At 64.0% G+C, this 15,562-nt stretch carries 16 protein-coding genes; 8 read left to right on the forward strand and 8 right to left on the reverse strand.

All coding sequences use genetic code 11. The annotated features are described in order from the left end of the window. Positions 1-38: 38 nt before the first annotated feature. The gene (mutM, locus tag HGI47_RS00130) at positions 39-851 is read right to left on the reverse strand and encodes a bifunctional DNA-formamidopyrimidine glycosylase/DNA-(apurinic or apyrimidinic site) lyase (RefSeq protein WP_168850763.1); all 813 of its coding nucleotides are present in this window, start codon (positions 849-851) and stop codon (positions 39-41) included. A 60-nt stretch (positions 852-911) separates the two neighbouring features. Between mutM and ubiE the strand changes: the two genes are divergently transcribed. The 3 genes from ubiE (at position 912) to HGI47_RS00145 (ending at position 4,465) form a co-directional block, all read left to right on the forward strand. Continuing rightward, entirely contained in the window at positions 912-1,649 is a 738-nt protein-coding gene (gene ubiE / locus HGI47_RS00135; RefSeq protein WP_168850764.1) for a bifunctional demethylmenaquinone methyltransferase/2-methoxy-6-polyprenyl-1,4-benzoquinol methylase UbiE, read from the forward strand. Between the two features lie 142 nt (positions 1,650-1,791). Then, entirely contained in the window at positions 1,792-3,351 is a 1,560-nt protein-coding gene (ubiB, locus tag HGI47_RS00140; RefSeq protein ID WP_168850765.1) for a 2-polyprenylphenol 6-hydroxylase, read from the forward strand. Positions 3,352-3,364: 13 nt separating this feature from the next. Beyond that, positions 3,365-4,465 carry an acyltransferase gene (locus tag HGI47_RS00145; protein ID WP_240949894.1) on the forward strand — a complete coding sequence of 367 codons (1,101 nt, stop codon included), beginning with the start codon at positions 3,365-3,367 and terminating at the stop codon, positions 4,463-4,465. A gap of 75 nt (positions 4,466-4,540) precedes the next feature. Here HGI47_RS00145 and HGI47_RS00150 read toward each other — a convergent pair whose 3' ends face one another. Then, positions 4,541-5,275 carry a 2OG-Fe(II) oxygenase family protein gene (locus HGI47_RS00150; RefSeq protein ID WP_370521575.1) on the reverse strand — a complete coding sequence of 245 codons (735 nt, stop codon included), beginning with the start codon at positions 5,273-5,275 and terminating at the stop codon, positions 4,541-4,543. Beyond that, positions 5,272-5,694: a hypothetical protein gene (locus HGI47_RS00155; protein ID WP_370521576.1), complete on the reverse strand. Its 423-nt coding sequence runs from the start codon at positions 5,692-5,694 to the stop codon at positions 5,272-5,274. Before HGI47_RS00155 ends, HGI47_RS00150 begins: the two co-directional genes overlap by 4 nt. Before the next feature lie 76 nt (positions 5,695-5,770). On the opposite strand from HGI47_RS00155, the gene coaBC reads away from it, so the two are divergent. Both coaBC and dut read left to right on the forward strand, forming a co-directional pair. After that, positions 5,771-6,961: a bifunctional phosphopantothenoylcysteine decarboxylase/phosphopantothenate--cysteine ligase CoaBC gene (gene coaBC, locus HGI47_RS00160; RefSeq protein WP_168850766.1), complete on the forward strand. Its 1,191-nt coding sequence runs from the start codon at positions 5,771-5,773 to the stop codon at positions 6,959-6,961. Beyond that, complete coding sequence (gene dut / locus HGI47_RS00165) at positions 6,948-7,415, forward strand: dUTP diphosphatase (RefSeq protein ID WP_168850767.1); 468 nt, start codon at positions 6,948-6,950, stop codon at positions 7,413-7,415. Before coaBC ends, dut begins: the two co-directional genes overlap by 14 nt. A 78-nt stretch (positions 7,416-7,493) precedes the next feature. On the opposite strand, the gene HGI47_RS00170 is transcribed toward dut, so the two are convergent. The 4 genes from HGI47_RS00170 to secB all read right to left on the reverse strand — a co-directional run bounded on the left by HGI47_RS00170 (position 7,494) and on the right by secB (position 11,580). Beyond that, positions 7,494-8,231 carry a DUF4136 domain-containing protein gene (locus HGI47_RS00170; protein WP_240949895.1) on the reverse strand — a complete coding sequence of 246 codons (738 nt, stop codon included), beginning with the start codon at positions 8,229-8,231 and terminating at the stop codon, positions 7,494-7,496. Positions 8,232-8,420: 189 nt separating this feature from the next. Beyond that, positions 8,421-9,440, reverse strand: a complete 1,020-nt coding sequence (gene trpS, locus HGI47_RS00175; RefSeq protein ID WP_168850768.1) for a tryptophan--tRNA ligase — start codon at positions 9,438-9,440, stop codon at positions 8,421-8,423. An 11-nt stretch (positions 9,441-9,451) separates the two neighbouring features. Then, positions 9,452-11,023 (reverse strand): murein biosynthesis integral membrane protein MurJ, encoded by a 1,572-nt coding sequence (murJ, locus tag HGI47_RS00180; protein ID WP_168850769.1) that lies wholly within the window; start codon positions 11,021-11,023, stop codon positions 9,452-9,454. A gap of 38 nt (positions 11,024-11,061) precedes the next feature. Beyond that, the gene (secB, locus tag HGI47_RS00185) at positions 11,062-11,580 is read right to left on the reverse strand and encodes a protein-export chaperone SecB (RefSeq protein WP_168850770.1); all 519 of its coding nucleotides are present in this window, start codon (positions 11,578-11,580) and stop codon (positions 11,062-11,064) included. A 238-nt stretch (positions 11,581-11,818) separates the two neighbouring features. Between secB and HGI47_RS00190 the strand changes: the two genes are divergently transcribed. Genes HGI47_RS00190 through HGI47_RS00200 form a run of 3 tightly spaced genes read left to right on the forward strand, consistent with a single transcriptional unit; the run spans position 11,819 to position 14,294 of the window. Then, positions 11,819-12,502 (forward strand): Tim44/TimA family putative adaptor protein, encoded by a 684-nt coding sequence (locus HGI47_RS00190; RefSeq protein ID WP_168850771.1) that lies wholly within the window; start codon positions 11,819-11,821, stop codon positions 12,500-12,502. Positions 12,503-12,510: 8 nt separating this feature from the next. Next, on the forward strand, positions 12,511-13,728 hold the full coding sequence (locus HGI47_RS00195) for a murein transglycosylase A (protein ID WP_168850772.1): 1,218 nt from the start codon (positions 12,511-12,513) through the stop codon (positions 13,726-13,728). Continuing rightward, positions 13,728-14,294, forward strand: coding sequence for a Smr/MutS family protein (locus tag HGI47_RS00200; RefSeq protein WP_206065899.1), 567 nt, complete (start codon positions 13,728-13,730; stop codon positions 14,292-14,294). Before HGI47_RS00195 ends, HGI47_RS00200 begins: the two co-directional genes overlap by 1 nt. Here HGI47_RS00200 and HGI47_RS00205 read toward each other — a convergent pair. Further along, positions 14,291-15,550 carry an RsmB/NOP family class I SAM-dependent RNA methyltransferase gene (locus HGI47_RS00205; protein ID WP_168850773.1) on the reverse strand — a complete coding sequence of 420 codons (1,260 nt, stop codon included), beginning with the start codon at positions 15,548-15,550 and terminating at the stop codon, positions 14,291-14,293. The genes HGI47_RS00200 and HGI47_RS00205 overlap by 4 nt on opposite strands. Positions 15,551-15,562 lie beyond the last annotated feature (12 nt).

Consider the following 15,562-nt stretch of genomic DNA (forward strand, 5'->3'; position numbering starts at 1 on the left):
GCAAAGGTGCAAAGCGAAACTTTGCAGTTTCTAGCGTGCTACTTCTGGCAGTTCGCACAGAAAAAGCTCGATCGCCCACCCTGGACGATCCGCTGCACCGTTCCGCCGCAAGCGCAAGGCTCACCCTCGCGGCCATAGACGCGCCAGTCCTTGGCGAAGTAACCCAGTTCGCCATCGGGCTGTGCATAGTCGCGCAAGGTCGATCCGCCCGCTGCAATCGCTTCATCCAGCACTTCACGGATCAGCGGAACCAGCTTGTCCAGCGCCTTGGCCGAAACTTTCCCGCCTTCCCGCTCAGGGTGGATGCCCGCGCGGTTAAGCGCCTCGCACACATAGATATTCCCCAATCCCGCAACGATCCGCTGATCCAGCAGCAGCAGCTTCACCGCCGCGATCCGGTCCTTGAACGCCGCGCGCAGATGCTTTGCGCTCAAACCCTCGCCCAGCGGTTCCGGCCCCAGTGCCGCAAACGGCCCCCAGGTTTCCAGCACACCGCTGTCGACCAGATCGACCGAGCCGAACCGCCGCGCATCGTTGAGCGCCAGAACGCGCCCCTCCTCTGTTTCCAACACCAGATGATCGTGCTTGCCGATATCGCCGGGGTCGATTCGCCAGCGGCCCGACATGCCTAAGTGGAACACCATCGTCCGCGCCCGGTCGGTATGGATCAGCCCATATTTCGCCCGTCGCCCCATGCCGGTCACCCGCGCGCCCGTCATCGACTGGACCAGATCCACCGGGAAGGGCCGCCGCAGATCGGGCCGATTCACAGCCACTCGGGCGATAACCTGCCCATCCAGCACGGTTGCAAGGCCACGGACGGTCGTCTCTACTTCTGGCAATTCGGGCATAACCTCTTCACCCCTAACAGGCTTTGCCGTCCGGGCAATTCCCCACTAAAGGCCCTAGCCATGACGACTCCTGAAACCGCATCTTTCGGCTACGAAGACATTCCCGCAGACCAGAAGGAAGAGCGCGTCGGTGCGATCTTCTCGAACGTGGCGCGCAAGTATGACGTGATGAACGATGCCATGTCGGTCGGTATGCACCGGTTATGGAAGGACAAGTTCGTGCGTCGCGTCCGCCCGCAAAGCGGCGAGGCGATCCTCGACATGGCGGGCGGCACGGGCGATATCGCCTTCCGCATGGCCCCGTCCGGCGCGGCGATCACTGTGTCCGACATCAATCAGGACATGCTCAACGTCGGCATCGAACGCGCACAAAAGCGCGGGCTGGAAGGACTCGAATGGTCTCGCCAGAATGCCGAAGAACTGACCTTCGCAGATCGCAGCTTCGATGCCTACACCATCGCTTTCGGCATCCGCAACGTCACGCATATCGACCGCGCCCTGGCCGAAGCCCACCGCGTGCTAAAATTCGGTGGCCGCTTCTTCTGCCTCGAATTTTCGACGACGGAATGGCCCGGCTTTTCCGAAATCTACGACACCTATTCGCACAAGCTGGTGCCCAAGATCGGCCAGATGATCGCGGGCGACGCCGATTCCTACCGCTACCTGATCGAATCGATCCGCCGCTTCCCGCCGATGCCGGAATTCGAGAAGATGATCCGCACCGCCGGGTTCAAACGCACGAAGGTGGAGCCTATCCTCGGCGGCCTCGTCGCGATCCATTCGGGGTGGAAAGTGTGACGATGCATGGCACAGACCTTCTCCCCCTCCTCTTCAGAGGAGGGGGCCGGGGGGTGGTGGCCTCCAAAGCGCCACGCCTGCAAAACACCACCCCCAAACCCCCTCCTCTGAAGAGGAGGGGGCTTACGCTCATCGCCAGGGCATGACTCTCCCTGCCACGCATATCCGCCGCTTGCTCGGCTGGGGCCGCACGCTTGCGCGCCACGGCGCGCTGCGCGGGATCGAGAACGATCCGAACACACCCGCGCCGGTCCGCACACTGTGCAAGATCGCCCGCTTCGGCACGATCCAGCCCAAGGCGCCCGACTATGCCGGGGCCTTCCGCGCGATCGGCCCCGCCGCGATCAAGCTGGGCCAGACGCTCGCCACTCGCCCCGATCTGGTCGGCGATGAAGCCGCGCACAACCTGCTGGAACTGCAGGACAAGCTACCCCCGGTAGACTTCACGCTGATCCGGCGCGAGATCGAAAGCACTTTCGGCAAACCGCTCGAAGGCCTCTATTCCTCGTTCGATCCCGAACCTGTTGGCGCCGCCTCGGTCGCACAGGTCCACCGCGCCGTCACCACCGATGGCCGTAAGGTTGCGGTCAAGGTGTTGCGCCCCGGCGTGCGCGAGAAATTCGCCCGCGATATCGAGACGTACGAATGGGCTGCCGCCCATCTCGAAGCCTTCGGCGCTGAAGCCGCCCGCCTGCGACCGCGCATGGTCATCGCCAATTTCAAGCGCTGGACCGTGCGCGAACTCGATCTGCGCCGCGAAGCCGCTTCGGCCTCGGAACTCGCAGAAACCATGCGCGCCCACGCCGGTTACCGCGTCCCTGCGATTGACTGGGACCGCACCAATGGCCGCGTGATGACGCTCGACTGGATCGATGGCGTCAAGATCAGCGATGTCGCCGCGTTGGAAGCCGCAGGCCATGATCGCAAGGAACTGGCCCAGCGGCTCGTCCTCGCCTTCCTCACGCAAGCTATCAACGGCGGATTCTTCCACGCCGATATGCACCAGGGCAACCTGTTCGTGGAAGCTGACGGCACCATCGTCGCCATCGATTTCGGCATCATGGGCCGGATCGACCGGCGCGCCCGCCAGTGGCTGGCCGAAATTCTCTATGGCCTGACCACAGGCAACTACCGCCGCGTCGCCGAAATCCATTTCGAAGCGCAATACGTGCCGAGCTACCATTCAGTCGATGAATTCGCCACGGCCCTGCGCGCCGTGGGCGAACCGATGCGCGGCAAGCCGGTAAGCGAACTCTCGGTCGGCCAGATGCTCGATGGCCTTTTCGCCATCACCCGCGATTTCGACATGCAGACCCAGCCGCACTTGCTGCTGCTGCAAAAAACGATGGTCATGGTCGAAGGCATCGCAACCCAACTCGATCCGCAGATCAACATGTGGGAAACCTCGGCCCCGTTCGTGCGCGCGTGGGTACGCGATGAACTCGGCCCCGAAGCCGCGATATCGGACCGCATCCGCACGGATACGCAAACCCTGCTGCGCATCCCCGATCTGATCCGCCGCATCGAAGACCGTTTCCCGGCAAAGGGCGGCGCGCCCGAAGCTCCGCCGCTGCCCAAGGTAGACCTGATGTGGCAGCGTAAGCGCCGAAAGCGCGGCTCCGGGCTGACAGGCCAGATCGTCACTTTCCTCGCTGGCGGCGCATTGGTGTTTGGCACCCACGCCTTTGGCTGGTGGGGCTGAAGAAACCCGCCTGTTGACGCACGACCTCTCAACCTTGCGCGTGACCAAGCGCCACTTCCACGCGCTCGACCTGTCGCGCTTGCTGGCCGCGATCATGGTGCTGTTCTGGCACTATCAGCACATCTTCGTGCCGCCGGTACCCTATCACGTGAACGTGGATCGTGCGATCCAACCCTGGTACGGCACGCTGCACTGGCTTTATAACCACGGCCACACCGCTGTGCAGTATTTCTGGGCTGTTTCGGGCTTCGTCTTCGCTCACGTCTATCTGGCGGACAGGCATTACAAGGCGCGCTTCTGGCCAGCGCGCATCGCGCGGCTATGGCCGCTGCACCTGTTGACGCTGGGCCTCATGGCAGTGCTGCAGGGTATGTATTTCGCCCGCAGCGGCACGGAATTCATCTACCACACGAACGATATCAAGCACTTCCTGCTTTCGATCCCCCTGATGCAATATTGGGGCTGGCAGGAAAACCAGTCGTTCAACGGCCCCTCATGGTCGCTCTCGACCGAGATACTAGCCTATCTCGCCTTCTTCGTGATGCTGCCCGCCTTGCGCCGCGCGCCGCTGGCGCTGGCGGCGATTGTCGGCACCGTGCTGCTGTGGGTCATGCTGATCGGCGGGCCGAACAAGGACGTGCTGTCCTGCCTCGGCTACTTCTTCCTCGGCTGCGCGGCCTATGGCGCGCTGCTGAAGGGCTGGCTGCGCCCCGCCAGCCTGCTGCCGCTCGGCCTTGCCCTGCTGGTCGGCGCATTCTGGCTGAAGGCGACATACCGCGAGGGCGATGCCGCCACCGTCGCGGGCACGTTCGCGGTGCTGTTCCTCACCCTCGCCGCAGACCTGTCAGACAGCAAGGGCCGCCTCACCTTCGGCCAGAAACTGGGCGATGCCAGCTATGGCATCTACCTCTGGCATATCCCCCTGCAACTCGCGCTCGTCCTGCTGATCGATTCCACCGGCAACAGCCGCGACGTCGCGCGCCAACCGTGGTTCCTCGTGTTCTACGTAAGCCTCGCCATCGCCGCAGGCTTCATCAGCCACGCCAAATTCGAACGCCCCGCTCAGCGCGCGGTCTTCACGTTCTGGACGAAATGGAAAGCGCGAAAGACCTGAAATCGTCCCTGATTTTCCGAAGGGCAATCGGGGAGGGCGACCGCCCGCAAAGCGGGTGGTGGAGGGGCAGAAAACCTACCGCCCCCCGCTGCGCAACCACCCCGTAATCGAATAGCGCCGATAGGCTGCCGCCCGCGTCACCTCGCTCACGCTATGCATCTGCGGCACGCGGAACATGTTCAGCGTAGTGAATGCCGGGGCAAATCCGCGCACCTCAGGTTCGTGGAACAGCAGCAACCCACCCCACTCAGTGCGCCACACCGGTGTCAGGTTCATCACATAGGCAGCGTGGCGGTTCTTGCCTGTCACCGCATCGTCATGCCCGGTCAGGAAATCGCCCGGTGCATAGGCCGTCGCCTGCGCATCGGCAAACGCGATGGCATCCACTCCCACGATCTGCCGCAACAGATCGCGGGCCTCGCCGGTAGACATCCATTCGGCAAACGCCGCCAGCGGATCGTCACTCACCGCCCGCGCATCTGCCCCATCAGGTACGCGGATCGATTCATAGCGATACTGAAAGCCGCTGCGCGCCTGCGCATAGATCGCGTTGTCCAGATCGGCGCACGCAGCTGGCGTCATCTCCGCGCGGGTCTGACGGGAAAGTTCGAAGACCTTGCCGTTGGAATTGAGCACCTGCACCCAATCGCCGCGTTCGCGCAGCAGCAAATGCAGGGCCTCGGCGCAGTCAGGCGTCAAAAAATTCTTCACCTGCACCCGCCCGTGCCGCGCGAACTGCTCGGCCAGCGCAGGCGCATCGATATCGGGATTCAACGCAAACCGGATCATCGTTTCGGCGGCGCTCGTCACCCGGCAATTTCCTCAAGTCGATGGTGCGGCAACATGCGCCATGCCGCCAGCATCAGCACAACGTGCCCGGCCTCGACCGCCATCGGCACCGGCCAGCCCGGATAGGCTCCGTTCGCCACCAGATCGATGGCGCGGCCAACGAACGATGTGCCAAACAGCAGCGCGGGCACCAGCAGCAAATCGGCGTTGCGCCGCCACGCGCCCCACATCATGCAGAATGCCGCCACGCCGAAAAACGAGGTGAAGTCTGCCCGGATCGTGGAAACTCCGCCAACCCCGGTTGCCGCGATGCCAAACCCGGTCGCTGCCGCCTCAGGCCCGGTCAGGAACCCGATGGCAAGAAACAGGTCGAACAGTCCCGCCAGAAATACCAGCGCCGTCAGGATCAATCGCATCGTCAGCCCCGCTTGTTGGTTCACGCCTGACTTGTGCCTCAAGCCTTCGCCACACGCAAAAGGATTGCGCGCAAGGCCCCGCCATTGCACAAGCGCGGCCATGAAGGGAAAGCGCATCCTGCTCATCATCGGCGGCGGCATCGCGGCCTACAAGGCCTGCGAACTGGTGCGGCTGATCCGCAAACAGGGGGCCGATGTCACCTGTGTCCTGACCGAAGGCGGATCGCACTTCGTCACCGCGATGACGCTGGCAGCGCTGAGCGAAAATCCCGTTCATACAACGCTTTGGGATCTCAAGAACGAGGTCGAGATGGGGCACATCCAACTGTCCCGCCAGGCCGATCTCGTCGTGGTCTGCCCCGCCACGGCAGACCTGATGGCGCGCATGGCAGCAGGCATTGCCGACGATCTGGCCACCACGCTCCTACTCGCCACAGACAAGCCGGTGCTGGCGGTTCCCGCCATGAACGTGCGCATGTGGCAGCATCCGGCCACAGTCCGCAATGTCGCCACGCTGCGCGGCGATGGGGTGACTGTGATGGAACCGGATGAAGGCGCGATGGCCTGCGGCGAGTTCGGCCCCGGTCGCTTGCCCAACCCCGTTGAAATCTGCGCGGAAATTGCGCGGAAGCTGGGCGGGGTAACCGGCCCGCTTTCAGGCAAGCACGTCCTCATCACCGCTGGCCCCACGCACGAACCCATCGATCCGGTGCGCTACATCGCCAACCGCTCCAGCGGAAAGCAGGGTTTTGCCATCGCCGCTGCCGCCGCGCAAGCGGGGGCAAAGGTTACGCTTGTTGCAGGCCCGGTAAATCTCGATACACCGCAAGGGGTTACGCGGGTGGATGTGGAAACGGCGCGGCAGATGGCGGCTGCGGTGGACGCCGCCCTCCCCGCCGATGTGGCCATTATGGTCGCCGCCGTGGCGGACTGGCGCAGCGCCGGAGAGGCCTCGCAGAAGATCAAGAAGGACGGTTCAGGGCAAGTTCCACCGCTGCAACTGGTTGAAAATCCTGATATTCTTGCAACACTCTGCAAATCCGACCGCCGCCCGCCACTGGTCGTCGGCTTCGCCGCTGAAACCAATGACGTTCTCGACCACGCCCGCGCCAAACTGGCGCGCAAGGGCGCGGACTGGATCGTTGCCAATGATGTTGCCACCCACGCAATGGGCGGGGAAATCAATGGCTTGCACATCGTCAGCGCGGCTGGCGTGGAAAGCTTGCCCGAACTGCCCAAGGCCGCCGCCGCCGCCGCCCTGATCGAAAGAATCGCCAATGCACTCGCCTGAAGTTCCCGTCCTCGTAAAGCGTCTGCCCCACGGCGAGGGCCTGCCGCTGCCCGCCTATGCCACCGAAGGCGCTGCCGGAATGGATGTCGTCTCGGCAGAGGATCTGGACCTGGCCCCCGGCGCGCGCCATGCCGTGGCCACCGGACTTTCTATCGCGATTCCAGCAGGTTACGAAATTCAGGTACGCCCGCGTTCGGGCCTTGCGCTGAAGCACGGCGTCACCGTTCCCAACACGCCGGGCACCATCGACAGCGATTATCGCGGCGAATTGAAAGTCATCATGATCAACCTCGGGCAGACAAGCTTCTCGATCCGCCGGGGGGACCGCGTGGCGCAGCTCGTGCTCGCCCCGGTCACGCGCGGGACGTGGTTGGAAGTGGAAGAACTCGATGCCACCGTGCGCGGCGAAGGCGGGTTCGGATCGACTGGCGGCCTTGCCGCGCTGAAGGGTTAGAAAAGGGGCCTCACATCGCTGCAAGGCCCCTCTTGGTGCTTCTAGGTGCGCGTAGGTGCATCTAGGTGCACTTCAGGATCAGTTGATCTTTTTCACCGTCGTCTTCTCAGGAGCGATTGAAATCCTTACCGTTTCTCCGTTGTGGCCGGGGAAATCGGTAAACATCGCTTCGACAAGGTTGGGCACCACATAGGACAACCGGTTGGACTGCGATGCAGCCTCAGCCTTGCCTTCGAACAGGCGCTGGCCATCGGAGCGGCGATCGATCTTGAGGTCAATGCCAGAGGTATAGACGGTCACCACGTCAACGCCGCCGCCCCAGCCGCCACCGCCGTAGAAGAACGGATCATACCATCCCCAGCCCCAGCCGCCGCGGCCATAGAAACCGGGCCGTCCCCAACCGGGACGCCCCCAGCCGGGACCAAAGCCGCCCCAGCCACCCCAACCGCCCCAATAGGGATCGTTGAAGCCGGTGGAGCGCACGCGATCACGCCCGCCATCCACGCCATAGTCGAACTTGACGATCAGATCGGCAACTTCTGCGTTAGCAGGGCGGTAGCCCAGCTTTTCCATCTGCCGCCCGACCAGCGACGCGTATTGCGAAAATTCAAGGCCGCCAGCGTCTTTGGGATCATCGGCCACCACCGCAAAAGTCGTGCCCGCAGGCGCGGGAAGCTGCGTCTGGAACCGCTTCACGTCCGCCTTGAACGGCGTGGCGCAACCCGCCAGCGAAACCATCAGCAGCGAAACCGCCGAAAGCCCCAGCAGGCGGCGCCGGGCGGGCGATCTTGGCTTGTTGTGCATATGAAAATTCATCCTGCGACTCCTATCGTGCCGTCCGCCGCCCCATGCCCCGCGCAGACCTGTATGAACTGCAAACGAAGATGCCGGACGCAACTGTGCTTAGCATGTCCATAAATTGGACGGGAAGTGCTGAATGCACGTTGAATGGTGCCTGCAACATATGTTGCAGGCAGGCATTGTTTTGCAACGAAACGGCAGAAATCAGCCGCGAACGAGGCCGAGCGCCTGATAGGTGCGTGCCAGAGTGGGCGCCGCCAGATCCCGTGCTTTCAAAGCGCCCTTCGCCAGAATCGCATCGAGCGCTTCTCCATCGGCGCGCAGTTCGCGATAGCGCGCCGCCATTGGCGAAAGCGTTTCGACCAGGAGTTCGCCCAGTGCGGGCTTGAACTGACCAAACCCCTTGCCTTCGAACTGCGCCAGCACTTCTGCCGTCGAAGTGCCTGCCATTGCAGCATAAATGCCGACAAGGTTGTTGGCTTCAGGGCGGCCCGCCAAGCCTTCGACCGCACCGGGCAGCGGTTCGGGATCGGTCTTGGCCTTCTTCACCTTCTGCATGATCGCATCGGCATCGTCGGTCAGGTTGATGCGGCTCATATCCGAAGGATCGGACTTGCTCATCTTGGCCGTGCCATCGCGCAGAGACATGATGCGCGCGGCTTCAGGCGGGATGATCGGATCGGGCAGGGTGAACAGCGGCGCGTCTTCGGCACAGAAATCGTTGTTGAACTTCTGCGCAATATCGCGCGCCAGCTCCAGATGCTGCTTCTGATCCTCACCCACAGGCACGTGCGTTGCCTGATAAAGCAGCACGTCTGCCGCCTGCAGCACCGGATAGGTGAACAGCGCAACCGAAGCGCCTTCGCGGTTCTTGCCCGCCTTGTCCTTCCACTGCGTCATCCGGTTCAACCAGCCCATGCGCGCGGTGCCATTGAGCAGCCATTGCAGTTCTGCATGGGCGGGAACCTGCGCCTGGTTGAACAGGATCGACTTGTCCGGGTCGATCCCGCAGGAAACCAGCGCAGCGACCATTTCGCGCGTGTTGGCCGCCAACTCTGCCGGGGTGTGCGGCATCGAGATGGCGTGCAGATCGGCAAGGAAATAGAGGCACTGCCCACCCTTGGCCGACCATTCATCCTGCATCCGCACCCAGTTCCGAATCGCCCCAAGGTAGTTGCCGAGGTGGAGATTGCCGGTGGGCTGGATGCCGGAAACGATACGCATCGAATGTGCCTTCAGTTGGAGCGGCGGCGCCGCAGGAGAAGTTTCAAATCGTCCACCCGGAAAGCCCCGGTGAGGACGGCGGCGAGGCCATAGACCACCACCCCGCCAGTGACCAGTGCAGCCATCGCCGCGATGCGGATGGTCCAGGTGCCATGAACATAGGGCATGATCAGCCCCTGCCCGGCCCACAGCACGCCACCCATCGCGAGCGCCGCCAGCGCCAGCCGCCAGACGCGGCGCTTCAATCGGGGATCGGCCACAAAGTGCCCGCGCCTTTTGAGCGTGTTATAGAGCAGCCAGACATTGACCGTTGAGGCAATCGCGGTGGCCAGCGGCGGTCCCATGTGTTTGAGCGGCACGATCAACAGCAGGTTACCGACAAGGTTCACCGCCATCGAAATGGTGGCATAGCGCACCGGGGTTTTCGTATCCTGCCGGGCATAATATCCCGGCGTCAGCACTTTCACCAGAATGTAGCTGGGCAAGCCGATGGAAAACGCGGCCAGCGCCTGCGCGGTGTAGAACGTGTCCATCGCATCGAACTTGCCATAGCCGAACAGGGCAGCGGCAATCGGCTCTCCACACAGCACCAGCGCGACCGTGGCGGGCAGGGTCAGCAGCAGGGCCAGTTCCATGCCCCGGTTCTGCGTGTCCATCGCGGCGGCTTCTTCCCCGCCACCCAACTGTCGCGAAATCGTGGGGAGCAGCACGGTGCCAAGGCCGATGCCGATCAGTCCCAAGGGCAACTGGTTCAGCCGGTCCGCCATGTAGATATAGGTGACAGAGCCGTGATCGAGCAACGATGCGGCAAGCGCAGTGGAGATGACGAGGTTGATCTGCACTGCTCCGGCGCCTGCGGCAGCGGGCCAGATCAGCTTGAGCAACTGTTTTACTTCAGGCGAAAGGCGTGGGCGGCGCAGGCGCAGGCTCACCCCGTTCTGGCGGCAGGCCCATGCCAGCCACAGAAGTTGCAGCGCGCCCGAAACCGAAACGCCAATCGCCTGATTGCGCGCGGTGACCAGCGGATCGTCCGAATGGAAGCCCAGCAGCGCGACAATCAATGTGACATTGAGCAGGATCGGCGCGGCCGCATTGACCCAGAATTTCTGCAGCGAATTGAGGATGCCGCCCAGCAGCGAAACGAGGCTGATCAGCATCAGATAGGGGATCGTCCAGCGCGACAGTTCCACCGCATAGGCGAACTGTTCGGCACTCACACCATTGAAACGCCCCGAAAGCACGAGCGTGACCGGCCATGCGAAGACTTCGAGCAGCACGGTCATCACAATGAGGACCGGCAGCAGCACGGCCAGCGCGGCTTCGGCAAAGTCCAGTCCATCGCGCAGGCCGTTGCCCTCAGGGTCGGCCACGCGCTTGTTGAACATGGGGATGAAGGCGGCGGCGAAGGCCCCTTCGGCAAAGAGCGCGCGGAACATGTTGGGCAGGCGGAACGCGACGAGGAAAGCGTCCGAGGCGAAAGCCGCGCCGACGAAGCGCGCGAACAGGCTATCGCGCACAAGGCCCAGAATGCGGCTGAGCAAGGTCAGCCCGCCAATGGACCCGGTGGCTTTCAGAAGGTTCAATGCTGCCTCCTTCGGGCCACCGGGATCAAGGGATCAGATCAGGCCTGCCCTGCGGGCGTTGCCTCTGCCGTGGCCTGGGCCTGCGCGAGCTGCTGCATGTACAAACCATTGAAATCGATGGGTTCGAGCATCAGCGGCGGATAGCCGAGGTCGCGCACGGCATCGGCTATCACGCGGCGTGCGAAGGGGAACAAGATGCGCGGGCCTTCGGCAAACAGGAACGGGTGCGCCTGTTCATCGGGCACGTTGCGCATACCGATGAGGCCGCAATAGGCCAGTTCGACGATGAAAGCGGTGCCCTGCGGCCCCTTCGATGTCACGTTGATCTTCAGTTCGATCTCGTGAATTTCGGGCTGGATCGAACGGGCCGAGATGTTGAAATCAACCGCCATTTCGGGCGCATCGGTCCACTGATAGGATTCCGGCGCGTTCGGATTCTCGACCGACAGATCCTTTACGTACTGCGAGATCAGGCCAATCGCGGGCGAGGTGTCTTCGCCATTGGGAACAGGACCATCGAGGTTGAGATTCGAGATGATGTTGCCTTCGTCGGCCATGAGATCGCTACTTTCTGCGTGGTTTCCCTTGGGCCGCGCGCCTAGCATTATGGGGAATGGGCCGCAATGCGCCTTTGTCTGGCGCGAGGATACAACAGCAGATCGGGAATCTTGCCCAAGTGATCGGCCCAAAAGGCCATGCACACGTTGTTCATTTGTAATCCGTACCTATTTGAGGCAGGTTGGCATGGTGCCATGCGCCCAAAGCGGGTGCAGCGGCAGTATCGGGAATTTGCGCGTGATTGTTCAGATTGTGATCCTGGCGATGATTGCGGCCTTTCTGGGCCTGCGTCTCTATTCGGTTCTGGGCCGTCGGCCCGAACATGACGAAGAGCCGATGCGCCGTCGGATCGAACAGCCCGATCCTTCGGCACAGAATCGCCCGCCAGTGAACCAGCGCACGGCCGAAGGCGGCCAACTGGCCCCCCGCGCGCGCGAACTGGCGCAGCCCGAACCCAGCACCTTCGACAACAGCGCCGAAGCAGGCGTGCGCGCGATTATCGCAGCAGACCGCCGGTTCGATCTGGGCCAGTTCCTTGCCGGATCGAAGGCCGCTTACACGATGATTCTCGAAGCCTTCTGGCGCGGGGACAAGGATGAACTTCGCCAGCTTTGCGACGATGACGTGTTTGCCGGGTTCGAATCGGCCATCGACGCGCGCCTTGCAGCAGGTGAAACCATCGACGCCCGCGTGATCCGCATCGAAGAAGCGCGCATCGTGGGTGCTTCGATCGAGGCGAAGACCGCGCGCATCACCGTTCGCTTTATGGCCGATATCGCTTCGGTCACTCGCGACGCCGATGGCAATGTGATTGCCGGATCGCTGGATGACGCCATTGAGGCGCGAGACCTGTGGACTTTCCGCCGCGACATTACCGCGCGCGATCCTGACTGGCTGCTTGACGAGACCGACGAAGCCTGAGGCTTTCCGTGCGGGGTTTTTCAAGGTTTGGCAAAAGCAAGAGCGCTGCGATCATCGCGGCGCTCTTTCTGCTTGGCGGCTGTGTGCGGCTGGTGCCCGAAACCGGCGGGCCGCGCCCGGTAACACCGTCGCCCCCGCCGGTCGTGGCAGGGCAGACGGCGGCGCTTTCCGGCATCACGCGCGGGCCGGTGGTGGCAGGGCTGGGCTTCAAGACTGATAATGCCGCACTGGCGCTGCGCAGTTTCGTGACATCGTGCCCGCGCCTGACCAAGCGCACCGACAGTTCCGGCCTGACCGTGCCGGGGGACTGGGTTCCGGCCTGCACGGCGGCGGCCACATGGCCTGCGGCGGATGCGGCGCGGTTCTTTGCCAGCTATTTCGAAAGCGCCGAAGTGGCGGGCGGTAATGCCTTTGTTACCGGCTATTTCGAACCGGAAATCGCCGGGGTGCGCGCGCGGCAGCCGGGGTTCGGCGTGCCGGTCTATGCCATGCCGCCTGATCTGGTGCGCGCAAAGCCCGGCGATGCGCAACCGCTGGCGGACGGCAAGATGCCGCTGGGCCGCTATGACGAAGCGGGCGTGTTCACCGCATATTGGGACCGCGCACAGATCGAAGCGGGCGCACTGGCGGGCATGGGGCTGGAAATCGGCTGGGCGGCCGATCCGGTGGAGTTCTTCTTCCTGCAAATTCAGGGGTCTGGCCGGTTGCGCGCGCCAGATGGCAGCGTGATCCGCATCGGCTTTGCCGGGCAGAACGGCCATGCCTATACCGGCATTGGCACGCTGATGCGCGAACGCGGGCTGATCGGCAGCAGTCCGGGCCAATATGACGGATCGTTGCAGGGCATCCAGAAGTATCTGCGCGATTTTCCCGATGCCGGGCGGCGGCTGATGCAGCAGAACCGCAGCTTCGTGTTCTTCCGCGAAATGACCGGCCCAGGCCCGGTGGGCGCGCTGAATGTGCCGGTGACGGGCCGCTCCACCGTGGCGGCAGACCCGGCCTTCGTGCCGCTGGGCGCGCCGGTATGGTTGCAGGTGGACCGGGCTGAGGCCAGCGGGCTGTGGGTGGCGCAGGACACCGGCGGGGCAATTCAGGGCGCAAACCGATTCGACAGCTTCTGGGGCGCGGGCGCGGAAGCGCGGCGCATCGCGGGCGGCATGTCTGCGCGCGGGCGAGCGCTGATCCTCCTGCCGAAGGGCGTGCTGACGCGGCTGGGGCAGCGATAATGAAAGCGCCGCGCGGGCTTTCCGCCGAAGAGGCCGAGTTGTGGCAGAAAGTGGCGGCAACGATCACGCCCATCCATCCTGCTCGCCCGAAGATCAAGGCCATAGATGCGGTGGTAGCGGTGCCGAATGCGGCCTTGCCAAAGCGCGTGAAGGGGCGCGTGCCGCCACTTCCACCGCCTACTCCAGCGCCCACGCCGATCAAGCGCCCGCTGGAAAGCCACGGGCTGGATTCGAGCTGGGAGCGCAAGCTGGCGCGCGGCGCGATTGCGCCCGATGTAACGATCGACCTACACGGCATGGGGTTGGACGCGGCGCACGCGCGGCTCAACGGCGGCATCGCACAAGCGTTGGCGATCGGCGCGCGGATCATGCTGCTGATCGCGGGCAAGCACCGCCCGCATGACGAACACGACGCGCGGGGAAACCGACGCGGCGCGATCCGGGCCAAGCTGCTCGATTGGCTGGCCCACAGCCCCCACGCCAGCCGCATAGCCGCCGTGCGCCCCGCCCAGCCGAGACATGGCGGAGCAGGCGCAGTTTACATTGTTCTCAAGCGGCCGCGTTAGACTTTTACCCAGCGGGCGGCGAAGAAGCCGTCGATCCCGCCGTGGTCTGCCAACAGGCCGGGATCGGTGCGGAAATGGCCAGTGCTGGCGGTAAGGCCTTCGGGCAGCTCGGCATCGGTAACCGGCTTGGGCGTAAGCGCGGTGAAGGCTGCGGCCTGCTGTTCACCCTCTTCCGGTTCCAGCGAGCACACTGCGTAGACCAGCGTGCCGCCGGGAGCGAGCCAGCCCGCAGCACGTTCGAGCAGGGTGGCTTGCAGGGCCGTCAGTTCATTCAGTCCGGCGTGGCGGTGCAGCACGTCGGGGTGACGGCGGCAGGTTCCGGTGGCGCTGCACGGCGCATCGAGAAGGATTGCATCGAACGGGGCGTCCGGCGTCCATGTCAACGCATCGGCCACGACGATTTCGGCGGAAAGGCCGCTACGCTCGAGGTTTTCGGCCAGCCGCTCTGTCCGGCGAGAGGACTTGTCGAGCGCGGTGACGGTCCAGCCGGCAGCGGCGAGTTGCAGCGTCTTGCCTCCCGGTGCGGCGCAAAGGTCAAGCGCGCGGCGGCCCTGTCCTGCGCCAAGCAGGCGCGCGGGGACGCTGGCGGCAAGATCCTGCACCCACCATGCGCCATCCTTGAAGCCTTCAAGCGCCTCGATAGCTCCAGCCCGCGCAAGGCGGACATGGCCGGGGGCGAGCGAGTGACCACCAAGGCGCTCTGCCCAGAGCCCGGCTTCGGAAGGATCGCGCAAAGTGAGATCGAGCGGGGGCGGTTCGGCAAGGCCCGCCGCAATGGCATCGATCCGGCCCGGCCATACCGCCTGCCAGCGGGTAGCCGCGGCTTCGGGCAGGGTCGGCGCATCGGGGAGCGTTGCCCCGCTCTTCGTCACTGCCGAAAACACGCCATGCGCAAGGCGGCGCGGGCCGCCAATCAGCAGCGGCAGGCCCGTAGCGACAACGGCGTGGCCCGGCAGGTTCAGCCGCAGCGCCTGCGCCAGCATAATGCGCAGAACTGATCGCGCCTTGGCATCATCGGGCAGCACCTGCTTTGTCGCGCCATCGATCAGCGCATCGAGATCGGCCATCCAACGCAAGGCCTCTTGCGCGATGGCGAGCGCGAGCGCGCGGTCATCGCCGCGTTCGATCCCGCGCAGGATCGGTGGCGCAGCCTGATCGAGCGGATCGCCACGGCGCAGCACCGCATCGAGCAGGCGCAAGGCGGCACGGCGTGCGGGGACGCCGGGGACTTCATCGGGAGCGGTGGATCGGACCATGACCGTGGCCTA

This window comes from Novosphingobium sp. ERN07, assembly GCF_012641335.1.
Classification (GTDB): domain Bacteria; phylum Pseudomonadota; class Alphaproteobacteria; order Sphingomonadales; family Sphingomonadaceae; genus Novosphingobium.

Bases quoted from the DNA above. Each gene is read 5' to 3' on its own strand.
- dut (WP_168850767.1), top strand. From the start codon at position 6,948: ATGCACTCGCCTGAAGTTCCCGTCCTCGTAAAGCGTCTGCCCCACGGC.
- HGI47_RS00170 (WP_240949895.1), bottom strand. From the start codon at position 8,231: ATGAATTTTCATATGCACAACAAGCCAAGATCGCCCGCCCGGCGCCGC.
- ubiB (WP_168850765.1), top strand. From the start codon at position 1,792: ATGACTCTCCCTGCCACGCATATCCGCCGCTTGCTCGGCTGGGGCCGC.
- coaBC (WP_168850766.1), top strand. From the start codon at position 5,771: ATGAAGGGAAAGCGCATCCTGCTCATCATCGGCGGCGGCATCGCGGCC.
- trpS (WP_168850768.1), bottom strand. From the start codon at position 9,440: ATGCGTATCGTTTCCGGCATCCAGCCCACCGGCAATCTCCACCTCGGC.
- HGI47_RS00205 (WP_168850773.1), bottom strand. From the start codon at position 15,550: ATGGTCCGATCCACCGCTCCCGATGAAGTCCCCGGCGTCCCCGCACGC.
- HGI47_RS00200 (WP_206065899.1), top strand. From the start codon at position 13,728: ATGAAAGCGCCGCGCGGGCTTTCCGCCGAAGAGGCCGAGTTGTGGCAG.
- ubiE (WP_168850764.1), top strand. From the start codon at position 912: ATGACGACTCCTGAAACCGCATCTTTCGGCTACGAAGACATTCCCGCA.
- mutM (WP_168850763.1), bottom strand. From the start codon at position 851: ATGCCCGAATTGCCAGAAGTAGAGACGACCGTCCGTGGCCTTGCAACC.
- secB (WP_168850770.1), bottom strand. From the start codon at position 11,580: ATGGCCGACGAAGGCAACATCATCTCGAATCTCAACCTCGATGGTCCT.